At 50.9% G+C, this 17,031-nt stretch carries 19 protein-coding genes; 7 read left to right on the top strand and 12 right to left on the bottom strand.

Going from position 1 to position 17,031, the window contains the following annotated elements:
- Positions 1–7: 7 nt before the first annotated feature.
- The 3 genes from ACYQ27_RS04340 to ACYQ27_RS04330 form a co-directional block, all read right to left on the bottom strand.
- Positions 8–361 (bottom strand): Mth938-like domain-containing protein, encoded by a 354-nt coding sequence (locus tag ACYQ27_RS04340; RefSeq protein ID WP_460041068.1) that lies wholly within the window; start codon positions 359–361, stop codon positions 8–10.
- A complete protein-coding gene (locus ACYQ27_RS04335) occupies positions 354–878 on the bottom strand; it encodes an NUDIX domain-containing protein (RefSeq protein WP_460041067.1) in 525 nt (174 codons plus the stop codon). Before ACYQ27_RS04335 ends, ACYQ27_RS04340 begins: the two co-directional genes overlap by 8 nt.
- A 94-nt stretch (positions 879–972) precedes the next feature.
- A complete protein-coding gene (locus ACYQ27_RS04330) occupies positions 973–1,830 on the bottom strand; it encodes a PfkB family carbohydrate kinase (protein WP_460041066.1) in 858 nt (285 codons plus the stop codon).
- A 131-nt stretch (positions 1,831–1,961) separates the two neighbouring features.
- Between ACYQ27_RS04330 and ACYQ27_RS04325 the strand changes: the two genes are divergently transcribed.
- The 3 genes from ACYQ27_RS04325 to ACYQ27_RS04315 are packed head-to-tail and all read left to right on the top strand — an operon-like array spanning position 1,962 to position 3,686.
- A complete protein-coding gene (locus ACYQ27_RS04325; protein ID WP_460041065.1) occupies positions 1,962–2,264 on the top strand; it encodes a Gar1/Naf1 family protein in 303 nt (100 codons plus the stop codon).
- Positions 2,265–2,270: 6 nt separating this feature from the next.
- Positions 2,271–3,182: a transcription initiation factor IIB gene (locus tag ACYQ27_RS04320; protein WP_456452744.1), complete on the top strand. Its 912-nt coding sequence runs from the start codon at positions 2,271–2,273 to the stop codon at positions 3,180–3,182.
- Positions 3,183–3,191: 9 nt separating this feature from the next.
- A complete protein-coding gene (locus ACYQ27_RS04315) occupies positions 3,192–3,686 on the top strand; it encodes a metallophosphoesterase (protein WP_456452746.1) in 495 nt (164 codons plus the stop codon).
- Positions 3,687–4,051: 365 nt separating this feature from the next.
- On the opposite strand, the gene hpkB is transcribed toward ACYQ27_RS04315, so the two are convergent.
- Entirely contained in the window at positions 4,052–4,255 is a 204-nt protein-coding gene (gene hpkB, locus ACYQ27_RS04310) for an archaeal histone HpkB (RefSeq protein ID WP_456452748.1), read from the bottom strand.
- Positions 4,256–4,628: 373 nt separating this feature from the next.
- Here hpkB and rbcL point away from each other — a divergent pair, with 373 nt between their 5' ends.
- From rbcL to phr, 3 genes are all read left to right on the top strand, one after another.
- Positions 4,629–5,963, top strand: coding sequence for a type III ribulose-bisphosphate carboxylase (gene rbcL / locus ACYQ27_RS04305; RefSeq protein ID WP_456452750.1), 1,335 nt, complete (start codon positions 4,629–4,631; stop codon positions 5,961–5,963).
- A 100-nt stretch (positions 5,964–6,063) separates the two neighbouring features.
- Positions 6,064–6,642, top strand: coding sequence for a thymidine kinase (locus ACYQ27_RS04300; RefSeq protein ID WP_456452752.1), 579 nt, complete (start codon positions 6,064–6,066; stop codon positions 6,640–6,642).
- An 82-nt stretch (positions 6,643–6,724) separates the two neighbouring features.
- A complete protein-coding gene (phr, locus tag ACYQ27_RS04295; protein ID WP_460041792.1) occupies positions 6,725–7,321 on the top strand; it encodes a heat shock transcription regulator in 597 nt (198 codons plus the stop codon).
- A gap of 9 nt (positions 7,322–7,330) precedes the next feature.
- Here phr and ACYQ27_RS04290 read toward each other — a convergent pair whose 3' ends face one another.
- From ACYQ27_RS04290 to ACYQ27_RS04280, 3 genes are read right to left on the bottom strand one after another with little or no spacing between them, the layout of a single operon-like run.
- Positions 7,331–7,534, bottom strand: coding sequence for a 30S ribosomal protein S17e (locus tag ACYQ27_RS04290; RefSeq protein ID WP_456394536.1), 204 nt, complete (start codon positions 7,532–7,534; stop codon positions 7,331–7,333).
- 38 nt (positions 7,535–7,572) lie between these two features.
- Positions 7,573–9,174, bottom strand: coding sequence for an HsdM family class I SAM-dependent methyltransferase (locus tag ACYQ27_RS04285; protein ID WP_460041064.1), 1,602 nt, complete (start codon positions 9,172–9,174; stop codon positions 7,573–7,575).
- The gene (locus ACYQ27_RS04280; protein ID WP_460041063.1) at positions 9,167–9,886 is read right to left on the bottom strand and encodes a hypothetical protein; all 720 of its coding nucleotides are present in this window, start codon (positions 9,884–9,886) and stop codon (positions 9,167–9,169) included. The genes ACYQ27_RS04285 and ACYQ27_RS04280 overlap by 8 nt, the downstream gene beginning before the upstream one ends.
- A gap of 188 nt (positions 9,887–10,074) precedes the next feature.
- On the opposite strand from ACYQ27_RS04280, the gene ACYQ27_RS04275 reads away from it, so the two are divergent.
- Positions 10,075–10,491 carry a DUF371 domain-containing protein gene (locus tag ACYQ27_RS04275; RefSeq protein WP_456394520.1) on the top strand — a complete coding sequence of 139 codons (417 nt, stop codon included), beginning with the start codon at positions 10,075–10,077 and terminating at the stop codon, positions 10,489–10,491.
- On the opposite strand, the gene ACYQ27_RS04270 is transcribed toward ACYQ27_RS04275, so the two are convergent.
- The 5 genes from ACYQ27_RS04270 to ACYQ27_RS04250 are packed head-to-tail and all read right to left on the bottom strand — an operon-like array spanning position 10,478 to position 16,877.
- Entirely contained in the window at positions 10,478–12,340 is a 1,863-nt protein-coding gene (locus ACYQ27_RS04270) for a glycogen debranching N-terminal domain-containing protein (RefSeq protein WP_460041062.1), read from the bottom strand. The two genes, ACYQ27_RS04275 and ACYQ27_RS04270, sit on opposite strands and share 14 nt — an antisense overlap.
- On the bottom strand, positions 12,341–13,816 hold the full coding sequence (locus ACYQ27_RS04265; RefSeq protein ID WP_460041061.1) for a fucose isomerase: 1,476 nt from the start codon (positions 13,814–13,816) through the stop codon (positions 12,341–12,343).
- A gap of 5 nt (positions 13,817–13,821) precedes the next feature.
- Positions 13,822–14,640, bottom strand: coding sequence for a carbohydrate ABC transporter permease (locus ACYQ27_RS04260; RefSeq protein WP_456394526.1), 819 nt, complete (start codon positions 14,638–14,640; stop codon positions 13,822–13,824).
- Entirely contained in the window at positions 14,637–15,521 is an 885-nt protein-coding gene (locus tag ACYQ27_RS04255; protein ID WP_456394528.1) for a carbohydrate ABC transporter permease, read from the bottom strand. Before ACYQ27_RS04255 ends, ACYQ27_RS04260 begins: the two co-directional genes overlap by 4 nt.
- 12 nt (positions 15,522–15,533) lie before the next feature.
- A complete protein-coding gene (locus tag ACYQ27_RS04250; RefSeq protein ID WP_460041060.1) occupies positions 15,534–16,877 on the bottom strand; it encodes an ABC transporter substrate-binding protein in 1,344 nt (447 codons plus the stop codon).
- Positions 16,878–17,031 lie beyond the last annotated feature (154 nt).

Here is a 17,031-nt window from a genome sequence, read left to right as displayed (position 1 = left end):
CCTCATATCAGCATGTCACATGGAAGATTCCAAGGACTCTCCTCTCCTTTCTTAGCTCATTGAAGAGCTTCACCGCTTCAGGTGTGGGCTTCTCAATTACCTCCCTGTTCCCAAGGAGTTCCCTGCTTTCCGGAAGGAGCGAGAGCATGCCGTACATGCCGGTCCCCACCACCAGGACGTCGAATTCCTCCATGAGGTATTCCCTGAGCTCATCGGGATCAAGCTTATGGCTTGTTCCATGTTTTTTCTTGCTGAGCCACTTCTTCCTCATCTCGATTTTTCCGCTCGGGTAAATCACGATGTCATGGCCGTAGGGCTTTCCCCGGACAATGATTCTTCCAAACTCCGTTCCTTCAATCATTCCAACCACCAACGACCCTCATGGCATCTTCGATAATCCTCCTGTGGTCAAATGCGAGTTTTATCTCACTCAGCTCATCGAAAGAAAAGACCCTTGCTCCTCTTGCATCATCTCCCGCCTTCAGCTCCCCGTATCCCTTCGCCAGGAAGGCCGCAGTAACAGTGTGCCCCCTTGGGTCTCTCCCGGGGTCGGAGTAAATGCCTATGAGCTTCAGCAGCTTTATATCAAGGCCCGTCTCTTCCTTTGCCTCTCTCAGCGCCGCATGCTCAACGGTTTCACCGTACTCAACGAACCCGCCGGGAAGGGCCCAGCAGTCCTTAAACGGCTCATGCCTCCGCTTTATCAGAACGATACCTCCGTTATACAGAATCACTATATCTGCGGTGAGCCCTATGCATCTGTGTGCTTCAACCTTAAGCTCCGGGTAGTTTTTTTCTATAAATTCCCTAAGTCCGGTTTTTACAGGCTCAATGTCATACCCCTTCGGAGCTTTAATGAGGAGAACATATCTGTCCAAATTTACCACCTCAGTGAAGTCCCTTTTCATCAGATTTCAGCATGCTGACGTTTCATCATCGGCATGTGAAAATAGGCATGGAGTTTTTATAACTTTATAGCCCGTGAGTCTGCGGAAACACAGCGGAACTCCGTTCAACGAGAATGCCGGCTGCGAGATCATTTACCTCTCCCATGGAGAACTCAAAATGCCGGTACTTCAGAAACAGTGCAGTAAATGCATTTGCCCTCTTGAGCGCCTGAATAAATGGACATTTCCTGTAAAAATACGAGAACGAGGCCAGGAAGACATCACCCGCCCCTGTGGATTCGGGAACCTCCAGTTTAACAGGCCGGTAGGAGTATGATTTTCCGTGGTAGTAGGCAGTCCCCGAGTTTGAGCCATCTGAGATTAGAAGAACCTCAACATCCGTGGGATTCAGCATGCCAAGATAGGAGAACTCATCCCTGTCGGAGTGCAGCACGTTTATCCCCTTAAGGAAAGATGCATCTATCTCCCTGAGCATGACCTCCCCTTTTCTTGGCTCCCTTATAAAGCCCTGAACATCTGCGGAGACAAACGGGAACCTCTCCTTGACACGCTCCACCAGCGCCCCGGGGATTTCACCGGCAACCGGATTCAGCAGGACAACCTCATATTTTTCCTCCGGAAAGACCTCAAGGTCTTCCGCCCTCGAAAGCAGCCTGAGTTTTCTCGTATTGCTGTCAAAATACCTCAGCTCATAGGCGGTTGTTTCTTCGGAGGGAATTGAGATGACCTCTATACTGTGGCCTTCAAGTTCTTCGATCCATTTCTCCGGAAAATCCCGGCCGACGGATGTCAGGATCACGGGAGAACAGAATCTTGACAGTGCAAGTGCTGAGTAGTATGCCCCCCCTCCGATTCTTTCCTCAATTTTTGAACCTCTGATTATAACATCCCTGGTTAGATGTCCCATCACGAGGCACTTCATGACCTCACCCGGATTTATTGCTTCAACTTTATTTTTATGTTCATGGAAAATAAAAAGCTTTCGTAAATTAGCGAAAACTTTATAAGTGAAAAAACGAAAACTTTAAAAGGATATCCCATCGGGGTGGGGCCATGAAAAGATTGGGTAAAGTTTCTCATTATGCCAAGCAGGGTTTTCTGATTCTCCGTTCGGATTGGGTTCCATCGTTAAACGACAGGGTTATTGATAAGGAACTCACAGTGGTTGGCACTGTTAAGGATGTTTTTGGTCCTGTGAGGACTCCCTATATAGCCGTCAAGCCGAAGGTGAAAAATCCGGGACGCTATGTTGGTGAAGTCCTCTATGTTGATGTCAGGAAGTCCGGATCAGGCCCAAGAAGGAAAAGCACGAAGAAGGGCAAGAAAAAGCGCCCTACCCCCAGGAGAAGGGGGTGAGAGCTTTTGGTTGAAAAAAAGATATGTCCCATATGCGGTTCGGATAGGCTGTTTTATGACCCCAGCAGGGGAGAGCTTGTCTGTGCAAACTGCGGGTATGTTCTTGAGCAGAACGCCATTGACTCCGGTCCCGAATGGAGGGCTTTTGACGCTGATCAAAAGGCCAAGAGGGCGAGAACAGGTGCACCCATGACCCTCATGATACACGATAAGGGCCTCTCAACCGATATTGACTGGCGGGACAGGGACATCCACGGCAATCAGATAAAGGGCATGTACAGGACGAAGATGCGCAGGCTCAGGATGTGGCAGCGCAGGATGCGGATAAACGATGCCGCCGAACGTAATCTGGCGTTTGCCCTGAGCGAGCTCGACAGGATGGCTGCTCAGATGAGACTGCCAAGGAGGGTTAAAGAGGCCGCAGCTTCCCTGTACAGAAAGGCTGTTATGAGGAAGCTCATCCGCGGCAGGTCAATTGAGGGCATGGTTTCAGCCGCTCTCTATGCCGCCTGCAGGATGGAGGGCATTCCAAGAACCCTTGAGGAGATTGCACGGGTCTCAAAGGTTAGCAAGAAGGATATCGGCAGGAGCTACCGCTTCCTTGCAAGGGGACTGGGGCTGAACCTCAAGCCAACCAGTCCTGTGGAATACGTGGATCGCTTTGGGGATCAGCTTGCGCTGAGCCAGACTACAAAGAACAAGGCTAAAAAAATCCTCAGCGAGGCAATCCAGCTCGGAATAACAAGCGGTAAGGGTCCGATGGGTCTTGCAGCCGCGGCTTTATACGTTGCAGGCCTGCTTGAGGGAGAGAAGAGAACCCAGAGGGAAGTTGCCGAGGTCGCTCACGTGACGGAGGTTACCGTGAGGAACAGGTATAAGGAGCTCGTGGATAAGCTTCACATAAATATTCCACTTTGAGGTATCTCAATGATTATAGGGGTTGTTAGTGATACCCATCACGGCGATAAAACACGGCATGTCCCCTCTATCCTTTTTGAGAAATTTGAAGGTGAAGGTGTAGACCTGATACTCCATGCCGGGGATATAACCTCCAGAGAGCTTTTTGATGGATTGAACGAAATTGCCCCCGTAATGGCAGTCAGAGGAAACGCTGACCATCTGCAGCTCCCGGAGGAGAGGATAGTTGATGTGGGGGATATCAGGATCGGCATGACTCACGGCCATCAGTTTCTCGGCCTGAACGCCCAGGTGCTCGGATACAAGGCCCTTGAGATGGGGGTGGATGTGCTGATTTTCGGGCACACACACCGCTATTTCCATGATGACAGGATATTTCACGGGAGGAGGATAGTTCTCCTGAATCCGGGATCGCCAACATTTCCGAGAATGGGGAGTGCGGGTTTTGCCATCATGGAGGTTAACGGCACGAAAATCCATGTTGAGAGAATAAAGCTCTGGTAAAGGGACTTAAACCGTTCTGGTTGTCCGCTACTTTTGGAACTTGCGAACCAATCGTAGCGGATAACCTTCCACCCTCCTGTCTTCATTGGGTGGCTTTCGGGGCCCCACATCTTCCGTTTTCAGTCTCCATTCGGGCTTAAGCACCCCACATATCGGAGACCGCCACACCATTCAAAAATAAACTCCAGAACTATTTAAAAATTACGGAAAACAAAGGAATTCAAATGCTCCAATTGTTGCCATCTACGAAACAGCCCTCCCGCCGTGTGAGGGTCAAGGTATAGAACGCTCTGCCCTGAAGGACGAGGCTTGGAGAATAAAAATATCAAAATAGAAAAGTCAGGGAGCAAAAATATACTACAACATCAAGCCTTTATGGCGAGCTTGATGTCTTCGGCCTTGACGGTCTTCCTGCCGGCGTGGTGGGCAAGCTCGACTGCCTTCTTGGCGATTTCAAGGCCCTTCTCCTCAAGGTGCTCGGCAAGAACCTTGGCGGCTTCCTCACTAACTCTTGGAGCGCCGGCCTTTCTAATCAACCTGTCAACCGGGGCAATTGGTAACTCAGCCATTTTCCCAACCTCCTAAACTTTGTTTTGCAGTATTTGCATTTTATTTTAAGAATAAAGTCCTATATAAACCTTTCGGAAACCGAGCCCTCTGAGGGCAATATTTCAGGAGCTTTACCATGAGGCACTTGAATTCAGAGAGCATTGAGCTGATACCCAAGAAGAGCTATTTTATAGAGCGATGCGTCTATTTCAAAACTCTGCTATATTAACAGGATTTTGAATTTTATTGGTTATCTGGCCTTTAATTTAATCCATCCAGCAGGGACTCCGGGACATCGGCAGCCAGGCCGGCGTATAAATGGGCAATAATGCACCACAGCATTTTTATATACGCCAATACAATCGATAACAACAACAAAATGGAGGTATTTCCATGCCGGAAAAATTTGATAAGATATATGACTACTACGTGGACAAGGGCTACGAGCCCAACAAGAAGAGGGACATCATAGCTGTTTTCCGCATAACCCCTGCAGAGGGCTTCACCATTGAAGAGGCTGCAGGTGCTGTCGCCGCTGAGAGCTCCACCGGAACGTGGACGACCCTGTATTCATGGTACGAGCACGAGAGATGGGCCGACCTCTCCGCCAAAGCATACTACTTCCACGACATGGGGGACGGCTCGTGGATAGTTAGGATAGCATACCCCTTCCACACATTTGAGGAGGGCAACCTTCCGGGCTTTCTGGCCTCAGTCGCCGGCAACATCTTCGGGATGAAGCGTGTTAAAGGCCTCAGGCTTGAGGACATATACCTGCCGGAGAAGTTCCTCAGGGATTTCGACGGGCCCGGTCAGGGTATTGAAGGCGTCAGGAAGCTCCTCAACATCAGGGACAGGCCTCTCTACGGTGTGGTTCCAAAGCCAAAAGTTGGCTACAGCCCGGAGGAGATTGAGAAGCTCGCCTACGAGCTTTTCAGCGGAGGGGCAGACTACCTGAAGGACGATGAAAACGTTACAAGTGCCTGGTACTGCCCGTTTGATGTCAGGGCTGAGAAGATAATCGGAGTGATGGAGAGGGTCGAAAACGAGACAGGGGAAAAGAAGACATGGTTTGCCAACATAACCGCCGATGTCCTGGAAATGGAGAGGCGGCTTGAGCTCCTGGCCGATTTCGGGAATCCGCACGCCATGGTGGACGTTGTCGTTGTGGGATGGGCTGCGCTCCGGCACATCCGCGATCTGGCCGAGGACTACGGGATAGCGATCCACGCCCACAGGGCGATGCACGCCGCCTTTGACAGAAACCCCTACCACGGCATCTCAATGTTTGTCCTCGCCAAGCTCTACAGGATCATAGGCGTTGACCAGCTTCACGTCGGCACGGCGGGAGTTGGAAAGCTCGAAGGGGGAGAATGGGACGTCCTGCAGAACACAAGAATACTGAGGGAGAGCCACTACAAACCGGAAGAGAAGGATGTGTTCCACCTTGAGCAGAAGTTCTACCACATAAAACCCGTCTTCCCAACGAGCTCCGGTGGGCTGCACCCCGGAAACATCGAGCCGGTCATAAGAATCCTTGGAAAGGACATAGTCCTCCAGCTTGGCGGCGGAACGATGGGGCATCCGGATGGCCCGAAGGCGGGAGCAATGGCAGCGAGACAGGCAATTGATGCCATCATGCAGGGAATCCCGCTCGATGAGTATGCCAAGAGCCACAGGGAGCTTGCAAGGGCCCTTGAGAAGTGGGGCCATGTAACCCCTGTTTGAGCGTTCTGGCGACTTTCTCTCCATATTTTTGTCCCATGTTCAACTTTACGGCCGGAGGGAATTTAACCCCCGGTGACCTTCTCCAGCTGGTGAGAATCAAATGCATCCAGAAGGATTCCTTGAGGTTATCACCGGACCCATGTTTGCCGGAAAGACCACGGAGCTTATAAAGAGAATTGAACGGCAGATCTTCGCCAAAAGAAAGGCAGCACTCTTTAAACCCGCCATTGACAACAGATACAGTGAGAACGAGGTCGTCGCCCATAACGGTCTGAGGTATGATGCCTTCGTGATACCGACAGATGAGGAGGGCGTTGGGAGGATTGCGGAAATAACAGAGGGGGAGAGATTTGAGGTTATAGGTGTTGATGAGGTCCAGTTCTTCCCGATTTCCATTGTCGGGATGCTCAACAGACTGGCCGACGAGGGTATCTACGTGATTGCCTCGGGGCTGAACCTCGATTTCAAGGGAGACCCCTTCCCGGTTACAAAGGAGCTTCTCGTGAGGGCCGATAACATCATATATCTCACAGCAGTCTGCACGGTGTGCGGGGCTCCGGCAACAAGAACCCAGCGTCTGATCAACGGAAAGCCCGCCCCCAGGGATTCCCCCGTTATTCTTGTCGGAGGGAGGGAGAGCTACGAGGCCAGATGCAGAAGGCACCACATCATCCCCTGATCAGCACCGAAAAACTTAAAGCTCTCTTTTCTTACATTAGGTTAGGAAAGGGGGTGAGAGAGTGATATCCAATCAGGAGGAAATGGGGAGACTTCTCGATGTGCTTGGAAACGCCACCAGGCGTAGGATTCTTCTTCTGCTAACCAGGAGGCCTTATTTTGTGAGTGAGCTTTCTCAGGAGCTTGGAGTCGGGCAGAAAGCCGTCCTTGAGCATCTGAGGATTCTCGAAAACGCCGGTTTAATCGAGGGCAGGACGGAGAAAATCCCGCGGGGCAGGCCGAGGAAGTACTACACGATAAGGAGGGGCTTCCGCCTTGAGATTCTGCTGACCCCCTACATATTCGGAACCTCAATGTACGAGCCGAAGAAACCGATGGAGACGGAAAAATACAGGCAGGCAAGGGCCCTGATAAAGTCCGCAGGCCCCGCAGAGGTCAAGATAAAGGAGCTTGCAGAGTTTCTCGAAGAAGTCGAGGAAAAGATAAACGAGTACATGAGGATGAAGCAGGAGCTTGAGGAGGTCAGACTGCTCACTGAGACATATATAGAGAACCTCATGAGGAGAATCGCCCAGGAAAACGCCAGACGCTTTGAAAAGCTGATGGAAGAAATCGCACCGATGCTGCCGAAGGAAGTCCTCGATGATCTAAAAAGGATAAAAGAGGAACTCCCGCTTTAGATTTAGATTTCAGAGCATTTTTCCCTCTTCCTTCATCCTGACGAGCTTCGTCATGTAGCCCGCTATCCTGTTCCTTATTGTCTTGCTCTGTACCGTGGTGAGCTCCTCGACCTTTTTCTTGTTGTGCTCGAAATCCCTCGTGAATTCATTCGGATACCTGTCAAAGAGCTCCCTGGCGACCCTTTTAATGAAACCTTGCCTGATGTTTCCCATTATCATCCCTCCGATAATCCTGAGCTTTTGACCATAACTCAATCCCGCAAAGCCGTTTTAAAGTTTTCCCTATTTAAATATTCATCCAGCGTGTGCTCCCTCCTCCTGCCACCTTTGCGGAATCTCTTCATCATCATGGCATCCAGTATTACCCTCTCCAGCTCATCCTCAAGCTCCGATGCGTCCATTCCCTTTTTCAGCCTCTCCACTATTTCCTCCGCTTTTTCAGAAATTTTCTGCCGGGTTCCCTCATCGAACAGAGGTATCTCAACCTTCTCAAGGAGTCTCTGGGTGAAGGAAACCCTGCCGCCCCTCCTTCCTCCCCTGGCCAGATAATAACGCCTGAAGAAGCCGCTGTTCAGGTATCCCAGCAGGAAGTAGAGGTCTTTCTCCTCAAACGGCTGGATAAAGAGGACATCACCGGAGGGAAGATAACCCCCCTCAGCGAGGCTGAACCTGTTGTAGGGCTTCCTGTCAAGGGTGGGAACATAAATCCTCCTCTTGTCCAGATTTTCCACCAAAAACCCGTAGTTTCTGAGGGCCTGCCAGTTGAACCATTTCTTGTTCTTCGGGAGATACCGCCGCTCCATCTCATCCTTAAACCTGACGATTTTCCTGTATATGTTGGGATACCTTTCGGCCAGGGTTTTCTCATCCCTTATCTCGTCAGGGATGACTATATAGTACTCAAAGCCCTCGGTTATGAATCTCCTGCAGTTCTTGGATTTTATGAACCTTTTAACAAGCCTGAGCTCCTCCTCCGTGAATCCCGGGAGCTCCTCCTTACTAACTATAAAAGCCCTGTCAAAGCCAGAAACGACACCAACGCCCACTTTTGCCAGCTTATTCAGAGGCACCGAAGGGAATTCAAAGCTCTCCGGGAGGGGAAGGGTGGACCATGCCTCCTCGGCATTACCGTAGTGCTCGATCACCGTGTAGTCGAAGAGCTCCGTTGAGGCCTTCTCCTTCAGAACCCTCAGAACACCCTCCCTAACCTCAGCAGCAGTGGCATTCCTCCTTATGACCACAAGCTCGATTTTTTCTCCGCTGAGGTCGTATCTTCCCTTTCTGAACCTGAAGATGACGGTTTCCGGATTCTCGCCTTTAAAGAGCCTCACCTCATCGAGGTCTATCACAATTTCAAGCCTCCCGTTCTTCAGAATCTTCTCCCTCACAACCCGGGCATAGGTGTTGTAGAAGAAGTGGTAGGGCACGATGTATATCAGCTCGCCTCCCGGCTTAAGCAGGTCAATCGATTTTACGATGAATGCGTAGTATATATCGCCCTTCTTTGTTTTTATGAGCCTGCGAACCTTTTCGGCAATCTCTTCGGGCAGCTGGTTGAAATGGGCATAGGGAGGGTTTCCGATTATCAGGTCAAACTTAACATGGGGCCTGTAATCGAGGTAATCCCCGTTTATGATTTTACACCGGGGGCAGGCTTTCCTTGACTCCTCGCTCAGCCTTTCATCGAGCTCAATCCCGATGCAGTTTCTGTATCCCTTTTCCACGAGGGCCCTGAGGAAAACGCCCCTGCCGCAGCCTGTATCGAGAACAAGGCCGTCCTTTGGAGCTGAAGCGAGCTCCACCATGAGCTCAGCTATCTCCCTTGGAGTTTCAACAAAGGCTATTTTACTCATCTTTCTCTACCCCTGACAGCTCATCAAGTATTGAATCCAGTCTATTCGATTCCTGCTCTGCCTTCTCTATTACCTTTCTGAGGGATTCCTTTATGGCCCCAATCAGCTTTCTCAGGAATTCATAATAGGTGAGAGGCTCATCTCTCAGTCTTGGAGTATACCTGACCTGAAACATGGTGTTCCGTGGATTGACATAGAAGGCTTCATCGATTTCTTCAAGGAGGAAAAAGTTGTAGCCTCTTCCATATTTATCAAGGACAAAAAGACCATATGCGACAATTTCATCACCTCTAAGCCTTCTGTAGACGAGTCTCCTATCAATATCCGCATTTTCAGAAAGCCTCTGAGACTTTATGCCAAGATAGAGCCTCAATAGGTTGTTGTATGTGGTTACATCGTTTTTGTTGTTTTTTCCTAAGGAGCCAAACTTGTTGTTTATGAAAATCCTGAAAGGTCTGCCGTTTATTTCTCCATGGCATAGAAGATCATAGGGCGTCCTGCCAGCTTCTACCCGGTAAATATCATCCACCGGATCAGAAAAATTGATTTTGATGCCTTCTTTTTTCATCGGTTTATCCCTTAGAGCCTCCAAAACCAGATCATCCAAGTTCCTGTCCGTCACATTTTTATTCCTGAGTTCTTCGGCCACCTCTCCGAGGATGCCCCTCAGCTCATCGCTCAGGATTTTGAGTTCTCTGGTCATGTCTCCCACCCGATTAAAGCTTTCAGCTCCCGCCTTCTTAAATCCCCGGGAAATCTTATAAGGGTTTCCAAAGAAGCTCCCAAACGGGCACATCTGTCCCTGAATTGATGGCTGCGAATGCTCCCATGATAACTACCAGCGAACAGGCTTGAAAAGTATCCACCACACTTATAAGGATTTCCGGGGAATGCCGGAACATGAAGGAGGTCATCACCTGCTACGGGCATGAAAACGTGAGGGCAGCCCACAGGTCGACGCTGGAATTCACGACGGATGACTATCTGACCCCAAGAGGGGACTGCATTCTCTGCATCAAGGCCAGCAAAGGTCTGAAAGACCTGAGTCCGGAATTCAAAAAAGCCCTCAGGGAGGGCAGAAAGCTGCTGGTGCGTATCAGGGTGGATAATCTTGTGGAGGAGATTATGGCATACGGGGACAGAGGCCTCACATTCGAGAGCGGGAACTCCATGATAATCCGGAAGAGCACCTACACCGATGGAAGAACCCTGGCGGTGAGGGCAAACAAGGCCGCGAGGGACATAGACAGGAGAATCGTTGAAAGGCTGAAGAATCCTGAGCAGGTGGCGGTTGTTGAGCTCATCATCCTTGAGTGATCCGAATGAGCTCATAACCTCCCTCAAAGCCCCTGATTCTGTACCTCTCTCCCCTGAAAGCTACCTCTGCATGCACCTCAAACCCCCGCAGATGCGGCGATACATGGAGCTCCTTCCCCGCCTCAAGACCCAGAATGGCCCTCAGAAAGGCAAAGGCACTCGCAGCACCCCATGCCTGAGGGGAGTTGAACCTCGGCGTCGGTGCCGGCTTTTCAATGCCGCTGAAGAGCTCCGGCAGGGTGTAGTTTAGGTTTCTTGCAGCGTTCAAAATCGCCATGGCCAGCCTGAAGGCCTTTTCCATCTCACCGATTTTCCTCAGCCCCAGGGCTATAATCGCGTTGTCGTGGGGCCACACAGAGCCGTTGTGATAGCTGAAGGGATTGTAGGTTTTTTCTTCCGAGCTGAGGGTTCTTATGCCAAGGCCGGAGAACATATCCTTCCTGAACAGCCTCTCCGCTATTTCTCTCTCATGATCCGCTATGCCCGTAATCAGCAGATGGCCCATGTTTGAGGCCACAACCTCCGAAGGTCTGTTCTCCCCATCAAGCGCCAGGGCGTAATGACCATCGAGCCAGAAATCATTGTTGAAGCGCTTTTTCAGCGCCTTTGCTTCCACTTTAAGTTCTCTTTTGCTGTGATCGGTTATCTCCCCTGCCTCCAGAAGTGCCCTGTATGCATACCCCTGCACCTCGACCAGAGCAATGGGAGGCCTGACAGGGGTTCCATCCTTCATCGGAATTGCTCCCCTTGAATCCTTCCAGCCCTGATTGCCGAGCTCACCGGGGCTGTACCTTATGTAGCCGTCACCCTCATCAAGCTTTTTGAGAATCCAGTCCACTGCAAGGTTTAGATTTTCCCTCAGACTCTCCACGGGCTCCGAATCCCCTGTCCAGCGAAGATATTCGGCTACCAGCATGACGTAAAGGGGCGTGGCATCCACGGTGCCGTAGTAGGGTGCAAAGGGAGCCCTGCCTGACTGGGAAAGCTCCCCCAGCCTGAGCTCATGGAGGATCTTCCCCCTCTCCTCCCCTCTCCTTCTATCCTCCCTCCTGCCCTGAAACCTCGCCAGAACCCTCAGGACACCCAGAGCATACTCCGGAAAGTGAGGAAGGAGGAAGTATGCGGTTATTATGCTGTCCCTTCCGAATACCGCGGCAAATTCCGGAAGTCCTGCCAGAGGCACCGGCCCGAACTCCGTGAAGGCTGTGAGAGCGTTTAAATCCTCAACGGCCTTCTCAAATATCCTGTTCAGCCATTCCCTGCTGGAGAAAACAGGGTTCTTCAGGGGCTTCCCCCCTGGGACAAAGCGGACTGGCAGCCGCCCCTCGATGTACGGCCTGAATTCAACCCAGAAAGTCCTTTCCTCAAGCGGGCCAAGTTCAAAATCTGCCTCAAAACGGCCGCTCTCAAAATCCATGTTTGAGACAACCTTAAGCCCGCGGAGGATGCCATCAACGCCCCTGTATGCATATCGGATGTCATCCTCCCCTCTGAAAATGCTAACCTCCCTTTCCATGCCCTCCTTAAATCCCCTGACCTCAAATATGTCCTCCATCGGCACGTTAAATGAATAGGAAAAGGAAACCCTCTGCACGCCTTCAGTGGCATTCCTGAAGGTTAGCCTTTCCATGTAGGATTCCCTGAGGACCCTCTCCCTCGTGAGAACAACGCTCCCGATGTAATGCGCAACGCTTTCGTTGAAGGATTTTCTGACGGTTATCACGCTTTTTGCATCAAACATCAGCCTGACATCGCTGAGCACCCTTGTATCGAAGGCATAAAACCCGTGCTTCCCCCCCATGTCTCCCTTCTCATCGGAGAACACGAACGCACCGTTGTAGGCCAGCACTCACATCACTCTCAGGAACTCTTTGACCTCCGCTTTTTCCTCTAGGTTTATGGCTTTTATTCCCCACAGCTTTGCGACAAACCTCAGCTCCTCCCTGAAGTCCCCGGGCACGGCCGAGAGGTGGTTTGCACCCATGATGCTTATGAAGGTATTTCTGTCGAGGGGGTTCTTTATCGCAGTGTGAGGCCACTGTTTGCCCCACCTGAGCTTTTCCTCTATATCCCTGCCAATTTCAAGACCTTCGCCGAGGAAATAGAGCAGGTAGTATTCCCCTCCCGCTCTGATGAGCCTCGCCACGGTTAGCTCCGCTTTTGGCGTCCTGTAGGTCAAAGCTCCGCCGCTCGCCCCCTGGCACTGCCCCTGTATTACGGTCGCCCTCAGGTTCTCCTCGGGATTTTCGCTCAGCTTTGCGTAGTAGAGCGATGAGGCCCCGCAGTTGGCTATCAGTATGAGCTCATCGTCAACGTACTTTATATCCCCGAACAGGGGCGGCTTTCCGCTGAGGTAGAAGAGCAGGGCCGAGCTTATGGTTCCCTTAACGTCGCCCTCGCACGTCGCGGGGATTACCTCCTTCTCACCCGTGGCATCCAAGCTGAACGGGAAGAGGGCTGGAATAAGGCATGCGGTGACGCCGTAGACCTCCGAGAGTTCGGGCTGGCACTTGATGGAAACTCCGGAGACTTCGTCTTTGTACTCTTCGTAAATCTCTTTAGCGGCTAAATAGATGGCTATCTGCCTTCTCAGGGCTTCTTGTGTGAGCATGCCGCCGTCGAACTTCACTTCCGCTTTGGATGTCAGCCAGTCGAAGAACTCCTCCACCCGCCTCCCATCGCTCAGCATGGCATCGGCTCTTTTCACTATTAAATACTGGTCGAGCATTAGGAAGTCGCCAATGAAACGCTTGAGCCGCGGCAGATCGTCCATCAGGTGCTCCATCCCAAGTGTGTAGGGCGCCCCAAACAGCAGAAGCGACTTCCTGGAGAGCTTCGATGCCGCTTCAACGGCCCTCACCCATGCCTTAACCTTCTCCAGGTCTCCCTTTATGCGCGTGTGGTGGAGGGCATGGTAGTTGACGGCGCTCTCCCACAGGGAAGCCCCGACCGAGGTTATGCACGTTGAGCCAGCCCACGCCGGGTCATCGTCCGCATAGAGTAGAAGAGGCCTGTTCACCTCCTTGGCTAGGAGCGTTATTAAATTGCTCTCCGTCCAGTGCCACATGCCAAGAATTACACCGCTTGCTCCTTTCCCGTTTATCACCTTTGCTGCATTAAATGCCTCATCCTTTGAGTCTATGCCGAAGTTCATCCCCTTTCTGAAGGCGTCATACTTTCCAATGGCCTCATTTACGTCAAAAACTTCGAACCCGCTTTCCTTCAGAGCGTTTATAAGGCTTAGATGCTTCTCCATCAGTGCATCTTCCCTCTCGGCTGAGAGGGCAGTTGGCCTGGGGTCGGTAAATGTCGCAACGGCTATCATTTTTGTCACCCTTTAACAGCTCCACTCGTGTATCCCCTTATTAAGTATTTCCCAAGGCCTATCATTATGAAGAGTGTGGGTATTGCGACTATCAGCGCCCCTGCCATCTGGATGTTCCAGTTTGCCACGAAGCTCCCCTTCAGATTTGCAAGCTTAACAGTTGCCGGCATTGCCTCCTCTCCCCTCGTCAGCACAAGGCCAAACAGATAGTCGTTCCATATATTCGTGAACTGGTATATCGCGGTCACGACGAAGGCGGGTATTGAGATCGGGAATACTATGCTCGTGTATATCTTCAGGGGATTCGCACCATCGACCTTTGCAGCCTCGACAAGCTCATCGGGAACCTCGTAGTAGTAGTTGGTGAACAGAAGGGTCGTTATCGGGACTCCATATGCGGTATGGGTGAGAATCATGCCGGGAATTGTGTTGTAGAGACCGAGCTTTGTTATAATCCTGAGCAGCGGTATCAGGATTGACTGGTAGGGCAGGAAGATGCCGAGGGTTATGAATATCAGGAGCTTTTTGGATGTTGACCCCTTCAGAAGCTTTGCGAGCACATACCCCGTCATTGAACCTATCATGACCGAAAAGATTGTGGCAAATGTCGTAAAGAGCAGGCTGTTCAGCATGGGTCTTTTCAGCTCGGAGAAGGCCTCCCTGTAAGCACCGAAGTAAGGCGGGAGTACAAACTTGATTGGGGTCGTCATGGTTACCTGCCTGCCGGTTTTCAGGGAGGTGGTTACTGCACTCCAGAACGGGAGCAGGTAGACGAACATGAACGCTATGAGGAGGAGATAAAGAATCAGCCTCCGGGTTTTCATTCCTTCTCACCTCCGTAGCTCCAGTAGAGGTATGGCAGAACTATCGCAAAGGACAGCAGGAGGAGCACTGTGGCTATGGAAGCACCATAGGCAAATTTTGTCTTTGCAAATGTTTCCTTGTACATCTCAACGGCCAGGATGAATGTCGAGGTTCCTGGGCCTCCTGAGGTTAAAACCCAGATGAAGTCGAACGCTTTAAGCGAGAACACCATCAGCACAACGAATGCGCTAAGGGTGGGCTTTTTGAGCTGGGGAATCACGACGTATCTGTAGAGCTGGAGCTGATTTGCGCCATCTATAATTGCGGCCTCATACTGCTCCGAGGACACTGATCTTATGCCGGCCAGGTATATGAGCATGGTGTAGCCGGAGAACTGCCAGATTAAAGCGAGGATCACCGCATAGAGTGCTACATGGGGGTCAGTGATCCAGTTGCTCTTGAGGAACTCCAGATGCAGCATGCTGAAGAGCGTGTTAAGAACCCCGTCCGAGGGGTCGTACATCCATGCCCAGAGGGTCGCTGTAACCACAAACGAGAGGGCAAAGGGCAGGGCATAGATTGTCCTGAATCCGTTTTCAAATTTTATTTTTCTGTCAAGGAGGATCGCGAGGAGGAGACCCAGGAGGAGAGAACCCGGGACGAAGAGGATTATTAAAATTATGTTGTTCCTAAACGATGTCCAGAAAACGGGATCATGGAAGAGAATCCGGTAATTTTCAAGCCCTACAAACCGGTAGGAAGGAATCAATCCTTTCCAGTCCGTAAACGAAATGTAAACATTCCACACTATTGCAAAGTATATGAAAACCCCAACGAGAACAATGGCAGGGGTTAAAAACAAAAGAGAATAGAGGGATTCTTCCCTGAATTTTAGCCTCACAACCCACCCTCCTCAGGTGAGCTTCCACTCCTTTATCTTGTTCGGCAGGAGATCCTGTTTGACCGCATTGACTATGGACTTCGCTGTCTCATCGACGTTCCTGTTGGTTACGAATGTCGAGATTATGTCGTTGAGGTCCGAGAGGAACGCAGGCGGGACAGCACTTCCATGGGTTATGCTCGGCACGAGCTTCGTGCTTGAACTCCTGAGGTCTTTTATGAACTCCTTCTGTATCGGCCCGTATGGATCAAGGGGAGCATCGTCCCTTGCGGGTATTGATCCCTTTATCGGGTTGAATGTATTCTGGGCTTCCACAGTCCCGATAAAGCTGAGCCATTTCTTGGCAGCGTCCGGGTGGGCGGCCTTGGCCGGCAGGACAAACGTATCTATGACGAGGTCGTAAACGTTTGAGGGCAGGACGATTGCTCCATAATCAACGTTCGGCTTCCATCCCTTTGCCTTGAAGTATCCGTTTGCCCAGTCGCCCATTATCGTCATTGCGGCATCCCCTTTATAGACCAGACCGCACGCCTCGTCCCATGTCTTCGCCGCGTGATCAGAGTTGACGTAGTTGAGGTATTCGGCATAGGCATTAAGAACCTTCTTCAGTGTCGGGTCGTTGGGATCAGTTATTTTTCCGTTGATGAAGTCCTGATAGAACTGAACTCCTCCCACGGACAGCATCACAACCTCAAAGGCATGTGTGGCAGGCCACTTGTTCCTGTCCCCAAGCGCAAATGGGGTTACTCCCTTGCTCTTCAATTCCTGAGCGACCCTCATTAAGTCATCAAAGCTCTTGATGCTGTTTGGATCAATCCCGTACTTCTCAAATATGTGCTTGTTGTACCAGACGACATTCGCCCTGTGAACGTTTATCGGAACCGCATAGTAATGCCCGTTGAACATCACCATCTGCTGGATGACCTGCGGGTAGTGCTTTTTCATATCATCAGTCCATATGTCATCTATTGGAGTGAGCTGGTTTGCTTTTATGTAAGGTGACATCTCATAGCCCGCATGAACCTGGAATGTGTCGGGAGGTTTGCCTGCGAGCATCAGTGACTGGAGAACCATCTTCATGTTGACACCGGCACCGCCGCTTACGGGGTTTGCCTTTATTTCGATGTTGGGGTACTTATCCTTGAACTTCTTAAAAACCGCCTCAATTGCCTGCTTCTCCCCACCGGCTGTCCACCAGTGGTAGATTTCAAGAACATTCTGCTCCGGAGCCACGGATTTCGTCACCGTCACAGTAGCGGGAGTTTCTGTGCTGGTTCCACCGCTGATACATCCACTGGCAATCACTCCGAAAACCAGAAAAGACACCAACAGGAGGCTGTACACGGCTTTTCTCATGGAAACACCCCCTTGAGGGAGCTTCACTCAATGGTATATTCGACCAAGGTATTTAATTCTTTTGTTTCTATATGATAGGTCACAGCAGGAAAAGCCAGCCTACAGCACTCAATTCCTGTAAAATTTTAACAGGGTAAGCTGAAAGAAAGGTAAA

Source organism: Thermococcus atlanticus (genome assembly GCF_054657855.1).
The sequence above is the reverse complement of the archived record's forward strand: the minus strand, read 5'-3'. Positions and strand labels throughout refer to the sequence as shown.